Raw genomic sequence first — 20,966 nt, 5'->3', positions numbered from 1 at the left:
CTGCGAGTCATGCTCGCCAGCCGTGATGGGCCTGATCAATTGTTTTTTTAGTTATTTTTGAAACGTAGGGATTGCTCGCTACGAAATAGCGCAGGGGCGCCGAGGTCCACTCACCCTTATTGGGCACACCAATGCGGGCACTGGAAGCCACCTGGTTCGGATGGCGTACTGGTAAGAGATCGAGCGAAAGCGCCCCCACGTTCAAGGGCGTCTGATTTAAAGCCATGAACATCCCAAACGCCTGTGTTAATTTCCCAGGACCGTTCGTGAGCGACGCACCACTAGTGCCGCGATTGGCTTGCATTGTTTCAATGCCCTGTTCCGGTTCAACGCCGCGAATCAGAATTCCCTCCGGTACATCGACCGGTTGGGTAATAAAATTCAATAACACATACTGTCGTGATTGGAACATGTAGATTGTTCCTGGCGCATCGTATAAGGCTTCGTTGCGCTTGGTGCGTCTTCCAGCAAAGGCATGTGCTGCGGCGTCACTTGGGCCAACGTAAGCTTCGGTCTCGACGATGAGCCCAGTCAGTGGTCCGTTTGGGGTTTCATACTGGATACGACAGCCCAGGAGCCGTTGTGCGATTTCTGGGGTGGTGCCATCGGTGAAGAATTTTGTGAGTTGGGCGTTGATGATGGTCATCTCCTGGTGAGCGGTTGGGTTTATTGCTTTTTGTGTGGGTGAATGGCTGGTTTATATTTCAGTCTACTATCTTTATGACTGAACGTGCTCCGCAAGGCAGAGGGCTCCTGCCTAAGCCAACTCTGACAAAAATGCCAGGCCCAGACATTTCTGCTCCTGAATGGTACTGGCTACCGCTCTCTGCTGCCATATTGCCCAAACGTGCTCCGCAAGGCACGGGGCTAACGTGTAACGGACTCTGGTCTAAAAGTCAGACCCGGACTTTTAGACCAGAGTCCGTTACACACCGCCCCTAACCCGCCTTGCTCCGCACTCTACAAAAAAACGCACCCTCACTTGGATGCGTCTGTTTGTTTGTTTTGTTGCGTTTGCCGATCGTCTTTATCGGCTTCCTTTTTTTCACGCTGTGGTAAGCGTGACTCTAGGTAATCTAGTAATTCGGTTTCTGTGCGGAAAATGCGGGGATGCTTTTGCTTATGCAAGCGCAGATCAATCTCATTAATCCGTTGTCGACCAGTCCACGTATGACTGTATCGAATGATTACCCGATTGTTTAATGCCTCGCGACCAAACTTAAACACGTAAACAGATTCCGGCGTCATCAATGGTCGAATATAGGACTTTTGATAATGATAGTTACGGTTTTTTAAGTACTGTTTAGTTCTATTTAGCACGGTAACCACCTCCCAACGATTAAAATGTAAGCACTATCTTCTAAGGTTAATCATACCATATTCAAGAAAAGTCTTCATGGCATAATAAACAGTTTTAAGTAGTTCTAAAAATAACATACTAGTGAAAAATAACGCATTTGTCAACTATTTTGTTTAAAACATGATGATTGAATAATCAGTTGCTTTCAACTAAGATGAAATTAAGCTGAATAGGAGGGGACGTCATGGAAACAGACCGGTTTAACGCGTTTAGTGATGGTGTTTTTGCAATTCTCATTACGATTTTAGTGCTTGAATTTCATATTCCCGTGTTTAAAACAGGCCACTTATTGGCCGCGCTGGATACCCAGGGGCCAACGTTCGTTTCTTACCTATTTTCGTACCTTTACGTGGGCACGCTCTGGTTATTTCACCATGATTATTTTTCATTATTAACGCGAATTGACCGGAACGTCAATATGTTGAATTTGTTGATGCTCTTTAGTATCACCCTCATCGACTACCCCATGTCCCTTCTAGGCGCGACCCTGACTACTGGAAACCGGGCCGACCTGCAAACGGCTTTTGTGATGTATGACATCGTTGCCCTTTTCATTTCGGCAACCTTTTACCTGATGTACCTTTACATCCATCGCCACCCAGAATTACACCGTCACCAAATCCCGAAGACGTTTTATGACAGTATCAAACTAGATCCTGTCAAAAGTATTCTGATTTATGGCGTCGCAATCCTCTCGTCGTTTTGGTCGATCAGTCTGAGCGCCGCCCTCTTAATTTTAGAGATCGTGTTTCACTTTTTTGCGTATTTAAGAATGGGACGGTCACTAGACCGGCTGCACCCAACAACACATCACTAACGGTTACCGAACTCGTATAGGAGGATCTTCATTTTGATCAAACCCGCAAAACAACTGGCCGGCTTTGAGTGGATCGCCACTTCCGCGCTTACCGTGCCAGAACAGCAGACACTCATGGACGATTATGGGATTACCGACGACGTCATTACCTACGTCACTGATAAAGATGAAAGCGCCAATTACGTCTACGACCCGGAAAACAACCAACAGCTCCTGATTGCGCTAGTGCCCTACCGATTAAAGGGTGAAAAAATGCGCTATATCGCGCGGCCGGTTGGGTTTTTAATTCATAAAGGCCGAATCTTCACGTTTAATGATAGCAACCTTGATTTCGTTGATAAGGCGCTGGACAAGGCGGCCGTTGATGATGAGGTCACGACCCCCGCCAGTTTTATTTTAGAAGCTCTTTTTGCCTTCATTGATAGTTACATTCCCATCATTAAACAGGTGACAAAACAGCGTAACCAGCTGGATAAACAACTGAATCGCGATCCGAAAAATAACATGCTGGTCGACCTGTCTAACCTGGGGCAGACGATGACCTTTTTCTTTAGCGCCGTTGAATCAAACAGTGACCTCTTCGTCCGGATTCCGCGGACTTACTTTGGCGTCAACAACTCCAGTTACGAGCGTGATCAGCTTGAGGACGTTGCCATTGAAGCGGACCAGGTGCGTCGCATGATTGAAAACGAATCGCAGGTGGTTGACCGGATCATTAACACCTTTGATTCCATCATCAACAATAATCTGAATGACACGATGCGGTTTCTCACAATTTGGTCGCTGACCATGGCGGTACCAACGATCGTTACCGGGTTTTACGGCATGAACGTTAAGCTGCCATTAGCGGGATTAAACGATGCCTGGCTGATTGTGGTTGGCCTCTCACTCGCCGCAATCGTTTGGCTATTATTGACCATTAAATTCCATCACAAGCCTTAATTTAGCGTCAATGGAACCGTTTTCGATAAAACTTCACACTCTCGTCACAATTAACGGGTATAATCAAGTTAACGACATAAAAAGGAGTGCATGTGTATGGCAAAAATGGTGACGCTAAAAGAACTCGCAACTTTGAAACGACCTGAAGCTTCTGTACTAACCTTGAGTGTGAACCTTGATAAGCTCAATTATCAAGAAACTGAGCAACTGAAATTGAAGAACGCCCTGCAGGAGATTCATAATCTGACCGCGGTCTCGCCGGAAATTCTGGGTGATCAAATTGTCGACCAGATCAATCATCTCTTCGACCAGGGCCTCCCATATCGGGGATTGAGTATTTTTGCGAACCTCGATGGCGATGAGATCCTGTACCTGCCGCGAAACAGTGTGCAGACCGTACACCTGAGTGTGGCGGGCGGTCCCGACCTCTTATCGATCCTAAAAGAAACACCAAACAAAGACTACTATTTACTCCAACTGGAACAGACTGATTTTAGCCTGTACCGCTTAGAGGAGCAACAATTAACGACGCTAAAACTGCCTGATTCACCAGGTAATTTAACCACTGCCCTCGGGACAGAAAAACGCGGCGGCAGCTTAAATTACAAGGCTACTCCGGGTCAAAGTCAGTATCACGGCCACAACGAAACAAGTCGTGAAAAAGACATTGACCAAGAACGCTACTACCGAATCATTGTTGACTTCTTAGCTGCTAATCCGAAACTGGATAACCGACCAATCGTGCTCATGGGTCTACCACAAAACCTGACCCTCTTTACGCAGGTCGCCGGCAACCGCCTCAACTTGGCAGATATTAGTATTCGCCGCTCGGTCACTGACCTGTCCACTAAGGAACTGGGTCAGCTCGCAGCTAAAACGATTTCCGACCATGAAAAGGATAGTACCTCGCGCGACGTTGCTGATTTAGATACCCACCGGCTGCTCACCGAAATGGGTCAGATCCGCACAGCGTTGATTGAAAACCGCATTCAGCAGCTGGTCATCAACGCACAACACCACATTGAACCAACGGAACGTGAAGCCTACGATGCGATCAACAATGTGATCTCACAAGCGCTCGCAAAGAATGACCAAATTATTGTGCTGCGTGATCAGGCACCAGAAATGGCCCCTGTCAGCGCGGTGACTTACTAGGATAATCACTTTAATGAAACACTAAAAAGAACGTCAGCCAAATCCAATTCTGGGTTTGACTGGCGTTCTTTTGGTCATTGCACCTGCTGATCCTCGAGTGCTAAACGGTCCAAGCTCGCATTAACTAGCCAAATAAAGCTTTCATCTGAAGTCAGTTCCCGGTTTTGAAACCACCCGGAACCAACGTTGAGTGCGTCACCCACAATTAGATCACGCAACCACCTACCCGCCAGTAGTCGCACCCGTGGCTTTTTATAGACCGGACTGATCATCCGTCCCAAAAGCTCGTGAAACACATCCGTTGCCTGCTGCATATCAGGATTTTCAGTATCTCGCGGCACGCCTAGTAGGTACTGCGCAAGGTGAATGTGTGCCAACACTTCACGCCGGCAAGCGACCGCCAGTGCCAACAGACCATCCCGACCACTCTGGCCAAATAGTTCCGTCTTCAGCTGGTCAGAAAGCTGCTGTGCCGCCGAGTTAAAAATGGCGTAACTTAGCGCCTGTTGATTCGCAAAATACGGATACAACGCCTGTGACCGGGTACCAAGCGTCCGCGCCAGCGTTGAGAATGTGGGGCTCTGCCCTGCTTCGATGCAGTCCATGGCTGCTTGGATGATACGTTCTTGGGTTAAAACTTGTCGAACCATAAAAATTACCTCGTTTTGCTCGCTATTTACATATTGTAAACTATAATAACATATTGTAATCATCACGGATTTAAATCAACGCTAATTGCGACTGATCACCCTATTATAAATGGCGTCCCCCTTTACTTACAAGGTGTCATTTAGGATCAGTCCGATCAGCATCAACTGAGAGGAAGTCTTTTTTTGGAAATCGTATCACTATTACTGATCGGCCTTATCGTCGGTTTTTTCGTCATTTCAATGGGCGGCGGTGGTGCCGCCATTTACCTTGGTGTTTTAACGGCGGTCTTTCACCTTGCGCCCGCAGCCGCAACCGCAACGTCGCTCGTTACCGCCTTGCCCTCCCTTATTCTAGGGTCGTTTGGGTACTACCGGCAACACGCGATTAAATTTAAGATTGGCAATCAAATGCTGCTGGCGACCATCCCTGCCGTTGTCGTAGGGTCGTTGCTATCACCCTACATTCCCGAATCAATCTATAAATGGGTCGTTGGTCTTATTTTAGTCCTGCTGGGCATTAACATTATGCGCAATAAGCAGAGTAAGACCGCAGAACTACCGACTCACAGTCGCTTAAAAGCAAGCAGTTTTGGAGTGCTAAGTGGACTGATGGTCGGTGTTGCGGGTCTGAGCGGCGGCGGGCCCATTTTAGCCGGGCTCTTGTTGCTGGGACTCGACACCGTTAGCGCCGTGGCAACATCCTCCTACGTCCTCGTTTTCATGACGATCGTCGGCGCCATTTTCCACACAGCGGGCGGTCAAGTGGATTGGCACGCAGGCATCGGCCTGATGATTGGCGCACTAATTGGCGCAGCTATTGCGCCCTATATTATGAAAAGGTTCGTGGGCAATTCAAAGAACGGGGGCGGAAAACTTAAGCCTGTGATGGGGATATTGTTGATTTTGATGGGGATTAAGACCATTTGGTAGAGCGTGAAGGAAAACGGGAGGAAGCGGAGTGTAAGCCGACTCTGACATAAAGGCCTGAACTTGGCCTTTATGTCAGAGTTGGCTTACATGCAGCTTTCTGTTTTCCGAAACGCGTTTCGACTCGAGGACAGAGAACCAACGTAGAAGGCCCGAACTTGGCCTTTATGTCAGAGTCAGTTTACACGCAGCTTTCTGTTTTCCGAAACGCGTTTCGACTCGAGGACAGAGAACCAACGTAGAAGGCCCGAACTTGGCCTTCATGTCTGAGTCAGTTTACACGCAGCTTTCTGTTTTCCGAAACGCGTTTCGGCACAGTTGCCAAGAAAATCAAATCAAACATTTACTTAAAATAAAATTGCCATTCATCTGAAGTTACATCAAACCTATAAAGCCGGCTTCAAGCCAGAACCCTATCGGATCCTGCCTGAAGTCGGTTTTTAATTTAGAGCATGATTGGTTTCATTCAGAACATTTAAAATTCGGACATATGGCTGAAACTGTGTGATTTCTTTGTGAGGTATGTTGATATGGTTGAATCCGCGTCGTGCTTGAATTTCAAATCGCCGAAACGTGTTCAGTAAGGCGACCATGTGACGGACTCTGGCAAAAATGCCTGATTCTATGTTACAAGGATAAATCGGCGTCGTGCTCGTATTTCACATTGCCGAAACGTGTTCAGCAAGACGAGAGGGCTCCTGTGTAAGCAACTCTGGTCAAAAAAGTCTGGTTTTATATTACAAGGATGAATCGGCGTCGTGCTCGCATTTCACATTGCCGAAACGTGTTCAGCAAGGCAAGGGGCGGCCATGTAACGGGCTCTGGCAAAAATGCCTGATTCTATGTTACATAGGATAAATCGGCGTCGTGCTTTCATTTCATATTGTCTAAACGTGTTCAGCAAGGCAGAGGGCTCCTGTGTAAGCAACTCTGGTCAAAAAAGTCAGACCCGGACTTTTCTGACCAGAGTTACTTACACTCCGCCCTCTAATCGCCTTGCTTCACACTCTTACCATTTTCCTCCTTATTCAACGTCACCCCACCATCACTCACATCCGCAATCACATCAAATTTTGGATCATTTTCTAGCGGTCCCAAATTCAGCAACGTATTTTCACCATCGTGTGCGATTCGATTGACACGGGTGCTCACAAACATCCTAATGATGTCCACGTTGGCTAACCGTTCCTTCGCCATTTCTGCTGCCTTATTTAAAGTATAGCCATTATCCAGCATCATTTTCAGATACAGAATCGTTGAAATATTTTCGAGATTGTACCGTTTATTTTGACCCTTGCCATGGCTGACCAATTCGATCAACCCGCGCTTTTCCCAATACCGAATCTGGGTCGTACTGGCTTCAGTCACCCGGCTTGTTTCGCCGATTCCCATTGAAATATCAAGATTGCGCATCCGTTTCAAAAAACCGGGGTTATTTTCTTCACCAAACGCCAATTAAGTCACTCCTGTCTCTTTTTCTACAACGAGCATTATAGCATTCTGTTACACGCTGCGCCTATTTGAATACAATCCTTTACTGACAATTTAGTCTTTTTTACACAGTCTGTCAGGTTTTAGGCGTACACTTGACTTAATTTCAGAGAAGCGAGGTTTTGAACATGACAAGACATTCATTTGAAAAGAAACTCGTCCTGCTGGGTGCCGGTATCGTCGCTGCACACTTGATGTCGCGGCCAGTAAAGGCACTCGTGCTGGGGAACGCCCCACAATACCGGCCGGATAAGGTTAAACTAAATCCAGCCTCACCGTTATTTGGCAAACGGGTCGGCTACCTTGGCTCGTCCATCACCTATGGCGCAGCAGCGCATGGCGTCTCTTTCGTCGATTATCTGCGGGCGCAGGATGGTGTGATCACCACAAAATCAGCCATCAGCGGCACCACCCTGGCTGGAAACAGCCCTAAAACCTATGTCAGTCGCCTCATTACAGACTTTCCTTTAACGACCGCCTACGACGCGTTTGTCATCCAATTATCAACCAACGACAGTCGCCAAAATTTGGGGTTGGGCATTCTCACCCCCGATGACCAGCGAACTGGCTTTAATCGTAGTACAACCCTTGGCGCAATTGAATTCATCTGCAGCTACATTCAGGACCACTTTGATGCACCGATTATTTTCTATACGTGTCTGCGAAAGACTGATGCAGATTACTCGGCGCTCGTGACCCAACTGTATCATCTACAAGCTAAGTGGCACTTCACCATTCTCGACCTCTGGGCTGATCCAGTGGTAAAGACCCTGACGGCAGCGAGTCCCCTGGCAATGGCGGATGACGCACATCCAACTCAACTGGGCTATCAAACCATTTGGACCCCACTCTTCGAACAGGTATTGACGCGTGTCCTAGCGTCCACAGACTAATTATCAGTCTGCGATGGTTACTCACACGTAGTATAGCTTCTTTTAAATTGAATTGGAATAATTTATGCCTTTCATAAGCTGTGAAAAGTTTTTCTAAGCATTTCTTTTTTACAATACGTTTTAAACAGTATTTGCTGCTTTTTGTTCATATATCCTGTTTAATCTAAAATAACTTGAAAATTGGTATGTAAATTGGGCTATTTTGTCTTGTTTTTTTCAGAAAAGACTATACATTTTAATTTACTCTGCTATAATAGGCACATCATAATGCTTACCGATTATAGGGGGATTTAAAAATGACTTTAAAAGAGACCTTAACTTACGACGAACAAGTAGCAGTTGCTAAAAATTTGATCAACTAACCCGTTAGTGCTGACGATGCTGCCGCCCACTACGCCACGCTTCAAGCATTGAAGCAAGAATTAGACCAACAAGTTAGCAGTTTAGACATTCGCTTACACCCAGTATCATCAAAGAACCTTGTCAATGCACCCCACTACGAACAATTTGGTGAAGTGCACGAGGACGCTACCGATGACGATCACAGCAACGTCATGATGGGCTTCTTAACAAAATAATGAGTGATACGCAAAAACAGCCAAGAATCCAAATCGTGATTCTTAGCTGTTTTTTTGTGCTTTAGTTGTGGGTGACCTATCCTGAAGGATCATGGATTGTCCAGTTTTATACGTCTCGCCCATATGCAGCAACTTTTTTTAAAAAAATGAGTGTTTTGGGTTTACTTACAGTCGCTCTAACAAACTATACTACCTCTCGTAATCAAAATTCAGGAGGTTTTTAATTATGACAAATGTATGGTTTATTACAGGAAGCGCCCGCGGTTTAGGTCGGGCCATCGCTGAGAAAGCACTGGCAACCGGTGCTAAAGTTGTTGCAACGGCACGGCATACTGATGCCCTAGCTGATCTAGTTAGCCAGTATGGTGACAACCTGTTGCCTTTGCAATTAGACGTGACCGATGAAGATGCTGTTAACAAAGCAATCAAGACTGCTCAGACACACTTTGGCAGCGTTGATGTCCTGGTGAACAACGCTGGTTACGCCCAAATGGCCGCCACCGAGGAAATGAGTACGGCGGACTTCAAAGCCCAGATGGATACTGATTTTTACGGCACCCTATTTACGATTCGTGCCGTACTGCCGATCATGCGGCTACAAAAAGCTGGCCGAATCATTAACATTAGTTCAATTGGTGGCCGGGTCGGCGGTCCTGGCTTGAGCGCTTACCAAAGTGCCAAGTTCGCGGTCAACGGCTTGACTGAAGTCGTTGCCTCGGAAGTGACCCCATTTAACATTCAGGTCACGACTGTTGAACCAGGCGGGATGCGGACTGATTGGGGTGGCAAGTCCATGTCAGCCGTTCAATCAGACGTTTACGCTGAAACAGTTGGCCAGTGGATCAAGCTCGTGCACGACGGCTGGGACGCTGAAAACGACCCAGATCATCCCCGTTATGTGAGTGAACCGGCCAAAGTTGCTGATGCCATTTACACTCTGAGTGAAATGCCAAAAGCACCGACTCACCTCCTCATTGGTAAGGATGCACAAGCCTCTGCCAAACAGCACGCTGAAGCCCTCGCCAAGAGTGATGCCGAAAATGCAGCCCTAACCGAATCAACAGGTAACATGTAAGCACAAAAAAGAAGTCGTCCTATACCCAATTCTGGTATGGAGCGGCTTCTTTTTGCTGTTCAGAAGCGGCTTTAAGTTTCGCCTTCGTCGCAGTGTAGTTATCAATTTTCCATTGAATCAATTGTTTTTTATCGTTTAAAGCAGCAATCTGAGCATCGATCTCCGTCTGCTGATCCGCCAACATCCCCAAACGCTCGTCCAGCGTGTCAGTGCCTTCTTCAGTCAGCGCAATATAGTGCTTAATTTCCTTGATTGACATCCCAATACTGCGAAAAGCCATAATGTAGCGCAACCAGCCCTGCGCATCCTCCGTGAAGACACGCCGGCCGCTGTCGTTTCGAATCACGCCGGGAATCAAGTGAATGTTGTCATAGTAGCGCAACGTATAAGCTGAAATATCAAACTGTTTACAAACGTCCGTCATCGTTAATTCAGGCATCGTTTCACCTCCAATTGTGCTAAGGGTAACACGCAATGGGGTCGAACGCTAGTCCTACCAATTAAATTCTTCATAGTAGTATTTGCTGGCGGCGATCCGCCGCTGCCGCAGCGCCCGAACCCAACTTTGTCCCAGCGCATATGGACCAGAAATCAAAAATGTTGTCCGGTGACCGGTAAATTTCTGAAGCTCCGTTGCCGGTGTAAACCGTCCCGTTTGGACATGAACGGTTAGTGTTGCCCGCGTCGCTGCCCAGTGTTCCAGTTGCGTGACGTAGATCTGATCCGCAGCGGTGTGCACCGTGTAGAACAACGTGATCAGTCGTTCTGGGTGCGCATCGATAATGGCGAGCATGGGCACGATACCAGTTCCACCAGTTGCGAGCACCAGCTGATCGCCATCATTTTGCGTAATAAGCGTGTTGAACCGGCCGTATCCGCCATCAAATTGGATCAATTCCCCCAGTTCAAGTGACTGGATCTGACGTGTGAAATCACCGTCACCGCGAATCGCTAATGTGATGACACCGTCTTCGCCAACCTTGTTGACCACTGAAAACGGGTGTAATTCGCGCAGGCCACGGACGTTAGGGACCTTAATAAAGACATAGTCGCCAGGCTGGATCTTGCGCCATTTCAAATGGCCAACCTTGATTTTAAACTTATAGAAATTATCCTTTAAGGCGCGTTTTTCCACCAAGTGCCCCACTGGTAAAAAGCGGTAATCACGCAATTTCTTAACCAGGTAAGCGACCAGCGTAAAGCCGCTATACAGGTAAAACAATGCCATGTAGGCGTGAATACTTGTGATATAGCCGATCAATTCTACGTGAATAAACACAAGCACCACGGCCACGATGTTCAATCGGTGAATCCAAATCGTGAGTTCGTGGTGAAAAACGTGTTCAAGCACCTTCTTCAGCTGAGCGATCACCTTTAAATGTGCAGTGAACCACCCCGCCATAAAGACCAATGAATAGACCATTACACCAATAAAGAGGTCAAACGCCCAGTTACCAGTTAACTGAATCAACCCGTGCGAGTGCAAATTTGTCTTATGGATAAAGGCAAGTCCAATCGCAAACAGGCTCAACACCCCGTGAATAAAGTAGATGTTTGGCAACCCGATCAATCGGTCCAGCCACTTTGGGCGAGTACTCAGATAGATTGCCGTCAGGAACCAGACATAGGCGACTGACCCCAGTTGAATGGCCAACGCGTCAGCAGCATTTCTACCGGGTAAGCCCGCAGCCAATGCTTGAATTAGCGGTAACGGGATTACAAAAAGAACGACGACCCAGACGAGGCCAAAAATATAGGGAAATTTCTTTAGCATGGTTATCGCCTTCCTTCTATCATAAGTGTGCCATGAAGCGGCACCGTTTTGCTTGTACCTGTCATGATTGAGGAGCGGTCAGCGCTAAAAACGAGTGTCTTGTTTGTCCTGCCTGTTGCCCTTATCCGTGTCATACATACCATCTCTCTTCACTTAGCGACTAAGAGTCATCGCTTCGGTTTTGTTTTGAATACATCCAGCATAACCATTCAAAATTGTCGGTGAAAGAGATGGTAAATAAATTTAATCTGAGAAATTTTAATTGAAGTTGCGGCGTTGTTTGCGCACGTTAAAAATGGGCCTTTCCATTGTTAGGTGATAGTCCGTTGCATTCCGCAATTTGGCACTCCGTGTGGTGGCTCGCGACTGAGCTAACTCGATTTCTGCTGTGCAGCTCTCGAGTGGATCTCAGTCGTCTCGCACATCAGTAACCGACCAGCTTAGCTGACCTATTGCGGAAACGTGTTCCGCAAGCCTGGAACGCTACTGTGTAAGGGACTATTGACTCAAATCCAAGCCCGGGATTTCAGCCAATAGTCCCTTACACTCCGCATTCTGACCGGCTTGCTACACACTCTGGCATCTTCGACACCACAGCTCCGTGCCAAATTGCTGCATTCCACTGACATCGAGCCAACTTTCTATCACTAGTTAAGCATCACAATTGCGTTAAAACTGGTTCGCAGAGAATCCGCCCTCGAGTGCAAATAAGGCGATTAACAGCAATGCTTCTCATGAAGTGTCAATCCCCAGTAACGTTTAGGACAACTTATGACGACTTCCTAGCTATGTCGACCACTGCCAGAATTGTAGCGTAGTGGAGCCGTTCGGCATTGCAGGCTCTGTGGTTGTCGGTGATCGTTAGCGGCGGGTCTTTAGTCGGTTACGATCACGGGAGACGTAGAAGATCCTTGAATTTCTGACAAGAAATTCAAGAATTCCGAAGCGTCATTAAAGCGCTACTTTGAATCACTTAACAGTGGAAAGAGCCTAAAAAATCCCCAACGCGTATTTTAGATGACAATTATTTGAATTCTGAGTTTTTTTCATTTTCAAAGGCGATGGTATTAGGGTTTTCACCTTCGCCACCGTTTCAGCATGAAAAATGTTCATTTACGGCTTAGACAACCGCCCTTTTTGGCTGCTTCCCACTGTTCTAGAATAAATGCATTATCAGCGCCGGTACTGTTTCAGTGCCAGCGAGCGACCCATTTAATCGAAATGACACTCTATAAAGAAGGCGCATTCCTCATGAAAAAAATTCGTAAAGCCATTATTCCAGCTGCCGGTCTTGGCACCCGATTTTTACCGGCTACAAAAGCATTAGCAAAAGAAATGTTACCCATCGTCGACAAACCAACCATTCAATTTATTGTTGAAGAAGCTCGGCAAGCGGGGATAGAAGACATTGTCATCGTCATTGGCAAAAATAAACGGTCGATTGAAGACCACTTTGACGCCAATCCAGAGCTTGAAGATGCCCTGTCTGCCAGTCACAAGGATGAGATGCTCGATCTCGTTCGGCAAACAACGGACATGAACCTCTACTTCATCCGCCAATCCCATCCACGTGGTCTGGGCGATGCCGTGCTGACCGCTAAGGATTTCATCGGTAATGAACCCTTTATGGTCATGCTGGGCGATGATTTGAATGAGGGGCAAACGTCACTCACGCAACAACTCATTAAGAGTTATCAAAAAACTGGCGCCTCGACCCTTGGCGTCATGCAGGTTCCTCACGAAGAGACCGCAAAATATGGCGTGATCGATCCGCTCACTAAAGTGGCATCCGATCTTTACCAAGTCAAACGCTTCGTTGAAAAGCCGCAACCCGAAAATGCCCCGTCGGATCTCGCCATTATTGGGCGCTACCTCTTCACACCGGAAATTTTTACCGCGTTAGAACGCACCCCAATTGGCAAGGGAAACGAACTGCAACTCACCGATGCGATCGACCGGTTGAACCAGACTCAGCGCGTGTTTGCCCACCGGTTTGAAGGGCAACGTTACGACGTGGGCAATAAGTTAGGCTGGCTGGAAACCAATATTGCTTATGGATTGCGGCATCCTGAAACACGCGATGGACTCCGCGCCTACCTCAAAACACTGACGCAGCTACTGGATGCAGAAGACGCTGCACGGCCTGACAAACACTCCCACCCAGAATTAAAACGCCCAAAACTCAGTGTCAGCGTGCACCATTAATCTCAAAAAGGGACTTTACACTCCGTTAAACGGTTGGGCCCCTTCAAAACCCATTAAGGAGGTGGTGCCACGCCTGGAACCACTTGAAATCATGCTGATCGGCAGGTTTGGCATATAATTGCTAACCACAAACCACCACCCGCATACTGGTCACCGTCGCCGGCTCACTGATGTATGAGCCGAAATCCCAGTGCGTCCATCACTGGGAGCGATGATCACCTGGTTTTCCAAACACCGGTTAGTAACGCCGAACTAATCCGTGACCAGCCACCGGTTATCGACTAGCGGATGTCTCACACGTTTCCCAATTAAACGTGCATCGTCACATTGAGGTGGCCACTCATACAAACAACCTCGCACCACGAAATCGTTGACGACCATCCCATCTTGTTGATAACCTGTGACGCGTTTCGACATATTTTTTGCTCACTTTCCCCGTGTCGAAGTGCTGTTGGTTCCAATTGGTTTCACGGCACTCAAGAAGGTTCCGTTTAATAACACTTGTCAAAACAGCAAAAACCGCTGAGACTAAACGCTCAACGGTTTTTTACTGCTCTTTATTTTTATGCTTAAAGCTGTTTCAATGCATCCTTAACCGCGTTCTTAATTGCCCGACTGGACGAGGATGCCCCAGAAACTGCATCCACATCCGCCGTATTCTCAGTCACGATCCGCTGTGGTAACGTACTGAGCGCTTCGGCTGCCACATCGTCACTTTCGTGTTCGCGCACGATCTCAACGTTGGTGATCGTCCCCGCTTTGGCTGTAACGCGCACGACCACCTGCCCGCCGATACCTTCATTACTCTGACCAAGGTATTGATCTGGGCCAAGGGTGATGCTTGCAAGATCATCACTGGTGGTAATGTCGTTATGGCCGTACTTTGGCAGGGCCGCTTGTAAGGCCACTTTTTCTGTGGTTTTAGCGGTTGCAGCGTTCGTACCGGCAATCTTACCAAAGATCAAACATTCGGCGAGGTTCCCACCCGCTTGATACATATTGGCGTTGATACCGCCCAATTCACCGGCGCTATAGAGGTGCGGAATTGGCGTCCCATCCGCTGCCAGTACTTCTGCGCGCGCATTACGTTGTGGCCCACCTTGTGTATTAAGCACATCATGGTTAACAGCCACTGCATAGTACGGACCGTCTTCCGCAAATGCCCGCATGGTGTCACCCAAACGGCCAAACTTAAAGTCTTCACCTGCAGCGGCGAAGTGATTAAATTGCGCAACCGTTCGTGCCAGAATTGCTGGATCGGCACCGATCTTCGCTGCCAGTTCGGCAATCGTTGGCGCTGAAATCACCTGGTCGTACCAGTCCGTATAGGGGCTTTCATCGTCATGAAGAAGGGCTTCCCACTGTTTAGCATCAAACACAAGGTGTGGATGTTCGTTAGGCCGAACCACGTGCCATTGTCCCTGTTCGTAGACGTGGCCATGCCGATTTTGCTCATCTTCCTTTGTATATCGACTGCCGTCATCCCCAGCCAAGAAAATTGCCCCTGTAAACAGCTTGGTGTAAGTCGGATTAATATAGTGCCCGCGTTCGCCTTCAGGGACGGCAAACACCATCCCGTTTAGAATTCCCAGCGCTTCGTAGTTACTCATATGCCAGAATTTGGCGCCAATCTCTTCACCCATCCGAATCCCGTCGCCCTGATTATAGAGGGATCCCAACGGTGTCAGATGAGTGGCACCAAGAAAGTTTTGAACCATATCGCGATTGTTTTCAAACCCGCCAACGGTCAAAACGACCCCGTTGACTGCCCGAATATTTAGCAGTTCGCCGTTTCGTTCAATCTGCGCACCCAGGATCATTTTTGTTTGTGGGTCCTGGATCAAATGCCGTGCTGGTGATGATAACCAAATATCAATACTATCTTTGCGGTCAAGCACTTTTTGCCGCAATAGTTTCCATAGTGAGGCATCGAAAATTCCTTTGTGGACTAAGGTAAAATCAACGGTTTCGTGACCCTTAAATTCTGGGTATTCTGGCAACGTATAGTTGACCAAATGAAGATCTTTTTTCGCAGACACTGGCGTGACACCCAGATCTTGCCTGAGGTATTCTGGCAATTTTGTCATTCCGTGAACGTAGGTTTCCAACATGGCTTCATCGTAATCTTTTGGTGCGTAAAGTGACTTGTAGTAGGCCAGCAATTGGTCATAGTCGGCTCCCGAATTCAACAATTGTGCCGCGTAACGGGTATTACCGCCTTCATGCCCCAATGGCGCAGCATCTACGAGAAGTACCTTTGCGCCAGCATCGGCTGCGAACCGGGCTGCTGTCGCACCAGCACCGCCAAACCCAATAACAAGATTATCGTAAACGGCATCCCATTTTATCGTATCGACGAGATCACCGCCCTGCTGGGTCATTGTTTTGACAAATGAGGTGAAGCTGTTCATGCAAGTCTTCATCCAGTCGACACAACTTGAATCTTTCAAATCGCCGTTTTGGTCAAACGCTTCAGGACCATTGGACAACAGGAATTGATGACCAGGCATGACATAGGCATCCACCCCAGGCGCGTCGAGCACTTGTCGCAGGTTCACTTGGGCAAGGTCAGTCCCTTGTTTACCAAGTGAAACACCGACGATCATGACTGGTTTTTGAGCTAACGGATGGACGCTGTAAGACAACCATTCCAACGCACTCTTCAGGGCAGCAGTGACACCGTGATCGTATTCGGGCGCCGAGATAATCACCCCATCGGCTTCACTGATCGTTTTGGCCATATTTAAAACGGCGGCTGGCGTTTCGGTTGTCGATTCGTTAAATAACGGTAGGTCTTTTATTTCTAAAATATCAATGTCGATCTCAGCTGCAAAGTAGCGTTGCATATAGGTTAGTAAAGTTCGATTGTAGGATGTATCGGCATTGGTGCCGACAATGGCTGCAAGTTTCATCGGATTACCCTCCTTGTAATTATTTTCACTAGTCATTATCTAACCGAATGAAAGACTTGTAAAATACCATTTTAAAGATAATAATATTACTGATAAGTAATGGAATATACAAAAAAATTCAGAACTTAACTGTAATAAAAGTGAGGAATGCGTATGAACATCAACCTATTGCCTTTTTTACAAACGATCCAAGAAACGGGTAGTATTTCACAAGCAGCTCGGCAACTATACGTCACACAACCCTACGTCAGCCGACTAATCAAGGAGGCAGAAACCGAGTATCACGTCGCGTTATTGAACCGTGATCAGCACCCATTGACGCTCACCAATGCTGGTCGAACATTGCTGGACTATCTGCGTCAGCAACAACAGCTTCAAGAAAACATGCGTCATGAACTCGCCGATTTTGCTGATAAAAAAGTCGACGCATTAACCATCTGCACCAACTCCTCATTCGGTCACGACTGGTATGCGCAAATTCTCCAACACTTTATCCAAAAACAACCTCACGTCATTTTAAAAACCATTGAGTTGCCCTATCAAGAAGCGGAAAAACAATTTCGGGCGGGGTTGGTCGATCTCGTGATGGATAAACCAATCATTGACCGCAATGTCACCTACCAACACATTCTGGACTTTCCTATCCTGTTGCTTATTCCAGCGAGTTCGCCACTGTATCTGCCGGATATGACTTGGCGTGACTTTCAGACACTCGACTGGAAGGATCTGAATAACCAACCATTCATCAGTGTCAATTCAGGATCCTCGTTTCAACAGATGATCAACGCTAAACTACTGTCCTTAAATCTCACCACCCGGCGCTTTCTAGAGGTGACGAATCTGCAGACAGCAACATTATTGGCATTGAAACAAATCGGACTAACCTTTGCACCGGACCTGGTCATGCAAACATTACCGATGGCGGTTGATACACCTGTAAACATCATCCCTCTACCAAAGGATGTGCTGACTTTTGATTTTGGTATTAACGTGCCTGATCGATTAGTGGGCAGTCCTTTAGTGACTGATTTGATTGCATCGATTAAAACGACCATCGGAATTTAAAAATAATCATTTGACTCATTTGCGTAGTTATAGTTCGCGAGTGAAAAGGCTTGGATTGACCATCCGCTTTTTAATCGTGACGAACACGTATTGCACGTGTTATACTATAACTAAGGAGTGGCGACCATGCCGATGACGCAGAAACAAATGATTAAGCTATTGATGACACACGGATGGCAAAAAACAGTGGGCGGCAAGGGCTCACATGTTAAGATGCAAAAGTCTGGTCAGCGACCGATTATCGTGCCCCATGGTGAGTTAAACAAATATACCGAACATGGCATCAAAAAAGAAGCTGGTTTGTTATAAGCCGATTTTATCGAAAGGACTGATCACATGTTAATGACCTACCCCGCACTATTCTATTTTGACCCAGATGAAAGTGTCCCTTACTTTGTCCACTTCCCCGATTTTCCTAATTCGGCGACACAGGGTAAAACCATCTCTGATGCCATGATGATGGCATCAGACTATCTCGGCATCACCGCTGCGGATATGTTGCAACAAACACACCCTCTGCCAGCACCAACAGACATCAATCAACTCTCACTGATCAACAATAATCCGTTTAAAGATGACCCAGATTTTAAGAACCATTATGATATGACAAAATCATTTATTTCAATGGTAACTGTTGATTTATCTTCTTATTTAGCTGCCGACAAACCCATAAAAAAAACACTCACGATTCCAAACTGGGCTGACAAACTCGGTAAGAAACTTAAACTCAACTTTTCTCAAACATTGACCGATGCGATTACTGATATTTCATTGAAGTCAGGCAATCGATAACAGAAAAAAACACCCCTTAGTCTGATGACTTTGGGGTGTTTTTTAATGATGTCATGTTTAATTGGCTTTACGATTTTATCGCCTATTTTGAGTTCAATGTTGGATAACGGTAGGATACAGGCAGGATAACCGCAAGGTACCTCATTATGAATGCCTATTTACCGCCATTATCTTCCTCATCTGTCTGCAAAACAGCCATGAACGCTTCCTGAGGGACGTCCACTGTTCCAACCGACTTCATCCGTTCCTTACCACGTCTCTGCTTGTCCAACAGCTTAGCACGCCGGTCCGGATCACCCGTATGAATCTTAGCAGTAACGTCCTTCCGGTAGGCTCGAATATTAGTCCGAACAATAATTTTCGCGCCAATCGCGGCTTGAATTGGAATCTCGAAGTTTTGTCGAGGAATGATACCCTTTAACTTGGTGACGATGTCACGCCCCCGCTTTTCAGCAAAAGTTCGGTGAGAAATAAAACTCAGCGCATCGACCTTGTCGCCATTTAACAGGATGTCAATTTTAACCAAGTCACTTTGTTGGTAGTCGTCTAGTTCGTAATCAAGAGAGGCGTACCCCTTAGTGCTAGATTTAAGCTTATCAAAGAAATCAAAGATAATTTCTGATAGCGGCATCTCGTATTCAACGTTGACCCGATAATCATCCAAGTATTCCATGGTGATAAACTGACCCCGGCGCCGCTGACACAGTTCCATGACTGGACCAACATAGTCGTTTGGCGTCATAATCGTTGCTTTAACGTATGGTTCTTCAATGTTCCTAATTTCCGAAACTTCTGGCATCTCAGATGGGTTTTCAACTTCTTTTTGCGTCCCATCCGTCAGGTTCGCATGGTAGGTAACCGATGGCGCCGTTGTGATCAGATCAAGATTAAACTCACGCTCCAACCGTTCCTGAACCACGTCCATGTGCAGCATGCCCAAGAAACCGGCCCGGAAACCAAATCCCAACGCCTGTGACGTTTCAGGTTCAAACTCCAGGGCAGCATCGTTCAACTTTAATTTTTCCAAGGCTTCCCGCAGGTCGCCGTACTTGGCATTATCCGTTGGGTAGAGTCCGGCATAAACCATGGGCGCCATTTCACGGTAACCTGGCAGAGCTTCCTTAGCAGGATCAGCCGCGCCGGTCACCGTATCACCAACACGGGTGTCGGTAATGTCCTTGATGCTGGCTGTAATGTACCCAACTTCGCCGGCCATCAGCATATCACGTTTGATGGGATCTGGTGAGTTCACGCCAACTTCAGTGACTTCATATTCAGACCCACTGTTCATCAATTTAATTTTATCGCCAGGTTTGACGGTGCCTTCAAACACCCGGACACTCAGCACAACACCACGATAGTCATCATAGATTGAGTCAAAAACCAACGCCCGCAACGGCGCGGTCAAATCGCCATCTGGGGCCGGCACCTTGTGCACGATCTGTTCCAGTAATTCTTGAATACCGATACCCTGCTTCGCACTTGCTAACACAGCATCCGACGCATCGATACCGATCACGTCTTCAACTTCTTTGCGCACCCGCTCCGGGTCGGCTGATGGCAAATCAATTTTATTGATCACGGGGAGAATTTCCAGGTCGTCATCCAGCGCCAAATAAACGTTCGCTAGTGTCTGGGCTTCAACCCCCTGGGCAGCATCGACAACCAAAACGGCACCTTCGCACGCCGCCAAACTCCGTGAAACTTCATAGGAAAAATCCACGTGCCCTGGGGTGTCGATCAAATGAAATTCATAGGTGTGGCCGTCCTCGGCCTTATACTGCAATTCCACGGCGTTCAGCTTGATCGTGATGCCACGTTCCCGTTCAAGATCCATGTTATCCAGCAATTGATCTTGCATGTCGCGCTTCGCAACAGTATCCGTCAGTTCCAAAATCCGGTCCGCAAGCGTTGATTTACCATGATCAATGTGCGCCACGATGGAAAAGTTCCGGATGTACTGTTGGTGCTCCTTCATTTGTTCAAGATCCATATTCGTTAAGTCCCTACTTTCTCAGTTAAGCTCGTTTCGTTAATCAGTCTATTATACCAAGTTACTAGGGCGTTAGACAAATGTTTTCCACTTGTTGTGTTTAATGTGTTTTTGGGTGGTTTGCGACCTGAACGAACCGATTTCATGATGGACGCTCTTGCCATTCTGCATTGTTCTTACGCCCTTTTCCTGTATCAATAAAGAGACCTCAGGCTAAAGTCCTAACGTGGATTTTGGTCTGGGGTCTCTTGTTGTGAGCTAGTTATTTTGGATCGTACGTCGAATTTTGGCTCGATTAGTCAAGACTTTTGATAGCTTTATTGGCTACCGTGCGGAA

Annotated in this window: 19 protein-coding genes; 11 read left to right on the top strand and 8 right to left on the bottom strand. The window is 47.1% G+C overall.

Going from position 1 to position 20,966, the window contains the following annotated elements; translation table 11 throughout:
• Window positions 1-7 precede the first annotated feature (7 nt).
• Both AYR61_RS11340 and AYR61_RS11335 read right to left on the bottom strand, forming a co-directional pair.
• Window positions 8-646 carry a DNA-3-methyladenine glycosylase gene (locus tag AYR61_RS11340; protein WP_065903055.1) on the bottom strand — a complete coding sequence of 213 codons (639 nt, stop codon included), beginning with the start codon at window positions 644-646 and terminating at the stop codon, window positions 8-10.
• Between the two features lie 332 nt (window positions 647-978).
• Window positions 979-1,329 (bottom strand): hypothetical protein, encoded by a 351-nt coding sequence (locus AYR61_RS11335; protein WP_054710466.1) that lies wholly within the window; start codon window positions 1,327-1,329, stop codon window positions 979-981.
• Between the two features lie 215 nt (window positions 1,330-1,544).
• Here AYR61_RS11335 and AYR61_RS11330 point away from each other — a divergent pair, with 215 nt between their 5' ends.
• The 3 genes from AYR61_RS11330 (at window position 1,545) to AYR61_RS11320 (ending at window position 4,274) form a co-directional block, all read left to right on the top strand.
• Complete coding sequence (locus tag AYR61_RS11330) at window positions 1,545-2,177, top strand: TMEM175 family protein (protein WP_065903053.1); 633 nt, start codon at window positions 1,545-1,547, stop codon at window positions 2,175-2,177.
• Window positions 2,178-2,210: 33 nt separating this feature from the next.
• The gene (locus AYR61_RS11325) at window positions 2,211-3,119 is read left to right on the top strand and encodes a magnesium transporter CorA family protein (protein WP_065903052.1); all 909 of its coding nucleotides are present in this window, start codon (window positions 2,211-2,213) and stop codon (window positions 3,117-3,119) included.
• 96 nt (window positions 3,120-3,215) lie between these two features.
• Window positions 3,216-4,274 (top strand): baeRF6 domain-containing protein, encoded by a 1,059-nt coding sequence (locus AYR61_RS11320; RefSeq protein ID WP_065903050.1) that lies wholly within the window; start codon window positions 3,216-3,218, stop codon window positions 4,272-4,274.
• Window positions 4,275-4,348: 74 nt separating this feature from the next.
• Here the strand turns inward: AYR61_RS11320 and AYR61_RS11315 are convergent, their stop codons facing one another.
• Window positions 4,349-4,924: a TetR/AcrR family transcriptional regulator gene (locus AYR61_RS11315; protein ID WP_054710457.1), complete on the bottom strand. Its 576-nt coding sequence runs from the start codon at window positions 4,922-4,924 to the stop codon at window positions 4,349-4,351.
• A 183-nt stretch (window positions 4,925-5,107) separates the two neighbouring features.
• Between AYR61_RS11315 and AYR61_RS11310 the strand changes: the two genes are divergently transcribed.
• Entirely contained in the window at window positions 5,108-5,854 is a 747-nt protein-coding gene (locus tag AYR61_RS11310) for a sulfite exporter TauE/SafE family protein (RefSeq protein WP_065903048.1), read from the top strand.
• A gap of 984 nt (window positions 5,855-6,838) precedes the next feature.
• Here the strand turns inward: AYR61_RS11310 and AYR61_RS14965 are convergent.
• Window positions 6,839-7,264 (bottom strand): MerR family transcriptional regulator, encoded by a 426-nt coding sequence (locus AYR61_RS14965; RefSeq protein WP_404814642.1) that lies wholly within the window; start codon window positions 7,262-7,264, stop codon window positions 6,839-6,841.
• Window positions 7,265-7,470: 206 nt separating this feature from the next.
• On the opposite strand from AYR61_RS14965, the gene AYR61_RS11300 reads away from it, so the two are divergent.
• The 3 genes from AYR61_RS11300 to AYR61_RS11295 all read left to right on the top strand — a co-directional run bounded on the left by AYR61_RS11300 (window position 7,471) and on the right by AYR61_RS11295 (window position 9,888).
• The gene (locus AYR61_RS11300) at window positions 7,471-8,235 is read left to right on the top strand and encodes an SGNH/GDSL hydrolase family protein (RefSeq protein WP_065903040.1); all 765 of its coding nucleotides are present in this window, start codon (window positions 7,471-7,473) and stop codon (window positions 8,233-8,235) included.
• Window positions 8,236-8,645: 410 nt separating this feature from the next.
• Entirely contained in the window at window positions 8,646-8,813 is a 168-nt protein-coding gene (locus AYR61_RS15215) for a hypothetical protein (protein ID WP_156319230.1), read from the top strand.
• Window positions 8,814-9,039: 226 nt separating this feature from the next.
• Window positions 9,040-9,888 (top strand): SDR family NAD(P)-dependent oxidoreductase, encoded by an 849-nt coding sequence (locus AYR61_RS11295; RefSeq protein ID WP_065903038.1) that lies wholly within the window; start codon window positions 9,040-9,042, stop codon window positions 9,886-9,888.
• A gap of 19 nt (window positions 9,889-9,907) precedes the next feature.
• Here the strand turns inward: AYR61_RS11295 and AYR61_RS11290 are convergent, their stop codons facing one another.
• Complete coding sequence (locus tag AYR61_RS11290; protein ID WP_054707649.1) at window positions 9,908-10,327, bottom strand: MerR family transcriptional regulator; 420 nt, start codon at window positions 10,325-10,327, stop codon at window positions 9,908-9,910.
• A gap of 54 nt (window positions 10,328-10,381) precedes the next feature.
• Window positions 10,382-11,662, bottom strand: coding sequence for an FAD-binding oxidoreductase (locus tag AYR61_RS11285; RefSeq protein ID WP_056987837.1), 1,281 nt, complete (start codon window positions 11,660-11,662; stop codon window positions 10,382-10,384).
• A gap of 1,251 nt (window positions 11,663-12,913) precedes the next feature.
• Between AYR61_RS11285 and galU the strand changes: the two genes are divergently transcribed.
• Window positions 12,914-13,867, top strand: a complete 954-nt coding sequence (gene galU, locus AYR61_RS11280; RefSeq protein WP_056987840.1) for a UTP--glucose-1-phosphate uridylyltransferase GalU — start codon at window positions 12,914-12,916, stop codon at window positions 13,865-13,867.
• 569 nt (window positions 13,868-14,436) lie between these two features.
• Here galU and AYR61_RS11275 read toward each other — a convergent pair.
• Window positions 14,437-16,779: an NAD(P)H-dependent oxidoreductase gene (locus AYR61_RS11275; protein ID WP_065903036.1), complete on the bottom strand. Its 2,343-nt coding sequence runs from the start codon at window positions 16,777-16,779 to the stop codon at window positions 14,437-14,439.
• A gap of 153 nt (window positions 16,780-16,932) precedes the next feature.
• Here AYR61_RS11275 and AYR61_RS11270 point away from each other — a divergent pair, with 153 nt between their 5' ends.
• The 3 genes from AYR61_RS11270 (at window position 16,933) to AYR61_RS11260 (ending at window position 18,636) form a co-directional block, all read left to right on the top strand.
• The gene (locus AYR61_RS11270) at window positions 16,933-17,844 is read left to right on the top strand and encodes a LysR family transcriptional regulator (RefSeq protein WP_054707655.1); all 912 of its coding nucleotides are present in this window, start codon (window positions 16,933-16,935) and stop codon (window positions 17,842-17,844) included.
• A 126-nt stretch (window positions 17,845-17,970) separates the two neighbouring features.
• The gene (locus tag AYR61_RS11265; protein ID WP_054707657.1) at window positions 17,971-18,153 is read left to right on the top strand and encodes a type II toxin-antitoxin system HicA family toxin; all 183 of its coding nucleotides are present in this window, start codon (window positions 17,971-17,973) and stop codon (window positions 18,151-18,153) included.
• A gap of 27 nt (window positions 18,154-18,180) precedes the next feature.
• On the top strand, window positions 18,181-18,636 hold the full coding sequence (locus AYR61_RS11260) for a type II toxin-antitoxin system HicB family antitoxin (RefSeq protein ID WP_054707660.1): 456 nt from the start codon (window positions 18,181-18,183) through the stop codon (window positions 18,634-18,636).
• 154 nt (window positions 18,637-18,790) lie between these two features.
• On the opposite strand, the gene lepA is transcribed toward AYR61_RS11260, so the two are convergent.
• On the bottom strand, window positions 18,791-20,629 hold the full coding sequence (lepA, locus tag AYR61_RS11255; RefSeq protein ID WP_054707664.1) for a translation elongation factor 4: 1,839 nt from the start codon (window positions 20,627-20,629) through the stop codon (window positions 18,791-18,793).
• Between the last annotated feature and the right edge of the window lie 337 nt (window positions 20,630-20,966).

Origin of the sequence: Secundilactobacillus paracollinoides, assembly GCF_001702155.1 — a bacterium.
Lineage (GTDB): Bacteria > Bacillota > Bacilli > Lactobacillales > Lactobacillaceae > Secundilactobacillus > Secundilactobacillus paracollinoides.
Note: the sequence above shows the minus strand (reverse complement) of the source record. Positions and strands in the feature narration are given on the sequence as shown.